Source organism: Ferrovibrio sp., from assembly GCF_035304305.1.
GTDB lineage: Bacteria > Pseudomonadota > Alphaproteobacteria > Ferrovibrionales > Ferrovibrionaceae > Ferrovibrio.
On the sequence record NZ_DATGQG010000080.1, the window covers coordinates 1 to 3,292 of the forward strand.

Below are 3,292 nucleotides of genomic sequence, written 5' to 3' on the forward strand. Positions count from 1 at the left end.
GTTATACACCGTCAAGGTGTATCGAGGGTTCGAATCCCTTCCCCTCCGCCATTCTCCTTCGACGTAATCCTCCTATTTGCCCAGCGCCGCCGCCCTGCCGCCGGTCCATTGCAGCAGCTCGGCATAGGTGAGCGGAAACACTGCATTGGGGTGGCCCGCGGCCGCATGCAGCAGCGGGAAGCGCGATAGGCTTTCGTCCACCGCGATGGGCAGCGTCTCGGCATGGCCCAGTGGGGCGACGCCGCCGATGGCGAAACCGGTGGCCTGGCGCACCAGATCGGCATCGGCGCGTTTCGGCGCCGAGGGCAATCCCAGCGCGCGGCCCAGCGCCTCCAGGTCGCACTGACGGTCGCCCGCCACCAGCGCCATGACCGCCCGCTTTTCTCCATTCAGGCCCTCTGAGGCAAACACCAGCGACTTCACGATGGCGCCGACCTCGCAGCCCAGCGCGTCGGCCGCCTGCTGCGCCGTGCGCACGGCATCGCCCAGGGCGATCACGCGGTCTTCCGCGCCGAAGGGCGCCAGCGCCGCGCGCACGCGCCTCACCCCCGCATGGTCCAGCAGCGGATTGGTCTTCACTTCGCTCATGCCTGCCTCACGGAACCTCGAAGCCGCGCTGCACCGCCGGTCGCGCCATCAGCGGATCGTACCAGCGCTTCACGTTGGGATAGTCGTTCAGGTCGATCTGGTGCCATTCATGGCGCGCCGCCCAGGGCAGGGTCGCCATGTCTGCGATCGAGTATTCCCTGCCGGCGAGATACTCGTTCTTCGCCAGATGGCCGTCGAGCACCTTGTAGAGGCGCTTCGTCTCGGTGGTGAAACGCTCGATGGCGTAGGGCACCTGCTCCTTGGCGAAACGCACGAAGTGGTGCGTCTGGCCGAGCATCGGGCCGAAGCCGCCCATCTGCCACATCAGCCACTGCAGCGCCTGCATGCGCGAACGGGCATCGGCGGGCAGGAACTTGCCGCTCTTCTCGGCGAGATAGATCAGGATCGCACCGGACTCGAAGACGCTGTAGGGCTCCTTGCCGTAGGCCGCCAGCGGCTCGTGATCGACGATGGCGGGAATCTTGTTGTTCGGATTCACCTTGAGGAAATCGGGCGCGAACTGCTCGTCCTTGCCGATGTTGACCGGAAAGGCCTGATACTTCAGGCCGGTCTCCTCCAGCATGACGGAAACCTTGCGCCCGTTCGGCGTGCCCCAAGTGTAGAGATCGATCACGAATACGTCCTTTCTGTTCTTCCTGCCTGCATTTACTCGGTCGTCATGCCCGGTGCGTCAACGCCGCGCATCCATGCCCATCCGCGCGACGGAGCCGGCGGATGCACCCTCGGCTTGCGCCGAGGGTGATACCCTTGCCATACGCCTCTACCCCTTCACCACGGCGGCGGTCTGGCCGAAGAGGATCTTCTTCGCTTCCTCGGTCATCACCGGAACGCCCTGGTTGATCGCCTTGCCCTTCTCGTAGGCCACCTTGGTGGCCGGCCGCGCCCAGATGCTGTCGAACCAGCGCTTCAGGTTCGGAAAATCCTCCAGCTTCTGGCCCTGGCGCTCGTGCGGCACGATCCAGGGATAGGACATCATGTCGGCGATCGTGTAGTCGTCGCCGCAGATGAAGGCCCGGCCTTCCAGGCGCCGGTCCAGCACGCCGTAAAGCCGGTTCGTCTCGTTGACGTAGCGGTTGATCGCGTAGGGAATCTTCTCCGGCGCATACTGGCTGAAATGGTGGTTCTGGCCGCACATCGGGCCCAGGCCGCCCATCTGCCACATCACCCATTCGGTGCAGGCGACGCGGCCGCGCAGATCCTGCGGGATGAATTTTTTGTACTTGTCGGCCAGATACAGCAGGATCGCGCCGGACTCGAACACGCTGACCGGCGCGCCGCCATCGGCCGGCGCGTGATCGACGATCGCCGGCATGCGGTTGTTCGGCGCGATCTTCAGGAAGTCCGGATTGAACTGCTCGCCCTTCGAGATGTTGACCGGCTTGATCGTGTAGGGAATGCCGGCTTCCTCGAGGAACAGCGTGATCTTGTGGCCGTTGGGGGTCGGCCAGTAATAGAGGTCGATCATCTTGTGACTCCGCATGCTCGGACTGGACTGGAAGGATGGTGAAAAGCGCGGCGCGGGACAACCGTTGCGCCGGCAGGAACAGTCGAACTAGAGCCCGTTCAACGGCTTATCAAGCGCAGCCGGACGCGGCGGCGGCGCAAGCGCGGCCAGTTGGAGCCCGTTCGGAGCCAGTTCAGTCCCGTTCGATGCCAGTTCAATCCCGTTGAGAGCCAGTTGAGTCCCGTTGAATCCCGTTGAGTCCTGTTGAGTCCCGTTCAGTCCCGTTGCCGCGCCGTCTTTCGCCGCCTGCGGCGCGGGCGCGGCCGCCGCTCTGGCGCGCCGCTTGCGCGAGGGACCGGACGGCGCGGCGACCGCCTCCAGCCAGTCGATCAGGCTGGCCGTCTTCTCCGGCGCCTCGCCCATGCGGAGCCGTTCGGCCAGCCAGTGCAGCGTCTTCGTGTCGAGCTTCTCGGCGCGATGCTTCATCTGCAGGGCGGCGTGGATGTTGAGGCTGCGGAAACGCAGATCGGCCTGCATCTTCATCCGCTCGGCTGCGACTTCCACCCGCGCGCGGAATTTGCGGCTGCGGCGCAGGTTGCGCCAGATCCGTTTGGCGTCGCAGTACAGCAGCCCGGCGGTGCTCTCCACCGAGGTGCCCTTCGCCAGCAATTCTGCCGCCCGGCCCCAGTCGATGCGGATCGGCTTGCCGGGCGGATGCCAGGGCACGGTGTTGTAGGGCTCCAGCCCCTGCTCCTCGAGCGAGGCGCGGTGATCCTGCGGCAGGTCGGCCAGATGGTCCGGCCGGTCCATGAATTCCCGGTCCTCGGGGCTGTATTTCGGCAGGATGCTCAGATCGGCATGGGTCGGCTCGCGGTCGTCCACCGGCGGCTCGGGCCGCAGGTGAATGTCGGGATCCTTGAACGGGTCGTAAGTCTCTTTGACAGCGGACATTTTCGGCGCTCCTTCGGCTGGCGTTCGGTATTTGTGACGAGGACTGCGGTCCTTATTGTAGTTCAGTTTATGTTCTATTAGAAGAACAAAAGTTGACCGACGGGCAGGTTCACCCTACGTTTCCCGAAAAACCGATTCAGGGAGACTGCCCGATGACCATCCCCGCCCGGCCCGAGTCCGACCATTCCGATGCCGCCCTGCCCGGCCGCATAACACTGTATTCCGGCCCGCTCAGCATGTTCGGCGCCAAGGCGCAGATCGCCGCGCTGGAAAAAGGCATTCCCTTCG

General features: G+C 64.7%; 4 protein-coding genes. All 4 read right to left on the minus strand.

Translation table 11 applies throughout. The features are described from left to right. Window positions 1-72: 72 nt before the first annotated feature. The 4 genes from VKZ87_RS09885 to VKZ87_RS09900 all read right to left on the minus strand — a co-directional run bounded on the left by VKZ87_RS09885 (window position 73) and on the right by VKZ87_RS09900 (window position 3,004). The gene (locus VKZ87_RS09885; RefSeq protein WP_324221089.1) at window positions 73-588 is read right to left on the minus strand and encodes a YbaK/EbsC family protein; all 516 of its coding nucleotides are present in this window, start codon (window positions 586-588) and stop codon (window positions 73-75) included. Window positions 589-595: 7 nt separating this feature from the next. Next, a complete protein-coding gene (locus VKZ87_RS09890) occupies window positions 596-1,222 on the minus strand; it encodes a glutathione binding-like protein (protein ID WP_324221090.1) in 627 nt (208 codons plus the stop codon). A 147-nt stretch (window positions 1,223-1,369) separates the two neighbouring features. After that, window positions 1,370-2,074: a glutathione binding-like protein gene (locus VKZ87_RS09895; RefSeq protein WP_324221091.1), complete on the minus strand. Its 705-nt coding sequence runs from the start codon at window positions 2,072-2,074 to the stop codon at window positions 1,370-1,372. Between the two features lie 87 nt (window positions 2,075-2,161). After that, the gene (locus tag VKZ87_RS09900; RefSeq protein WP_324221092.1) at window positions 2,162-3,004 is read right to left on the minus strand and encodes a hypothetical protein; all 843 of its coding nucleotides are present in this window, start codon (window positions 3,002-3,004) and stop codon (window positions 2,162-2,164) included. Window positions 3,005-3,292: the final 288 nt, after the last annotated feature.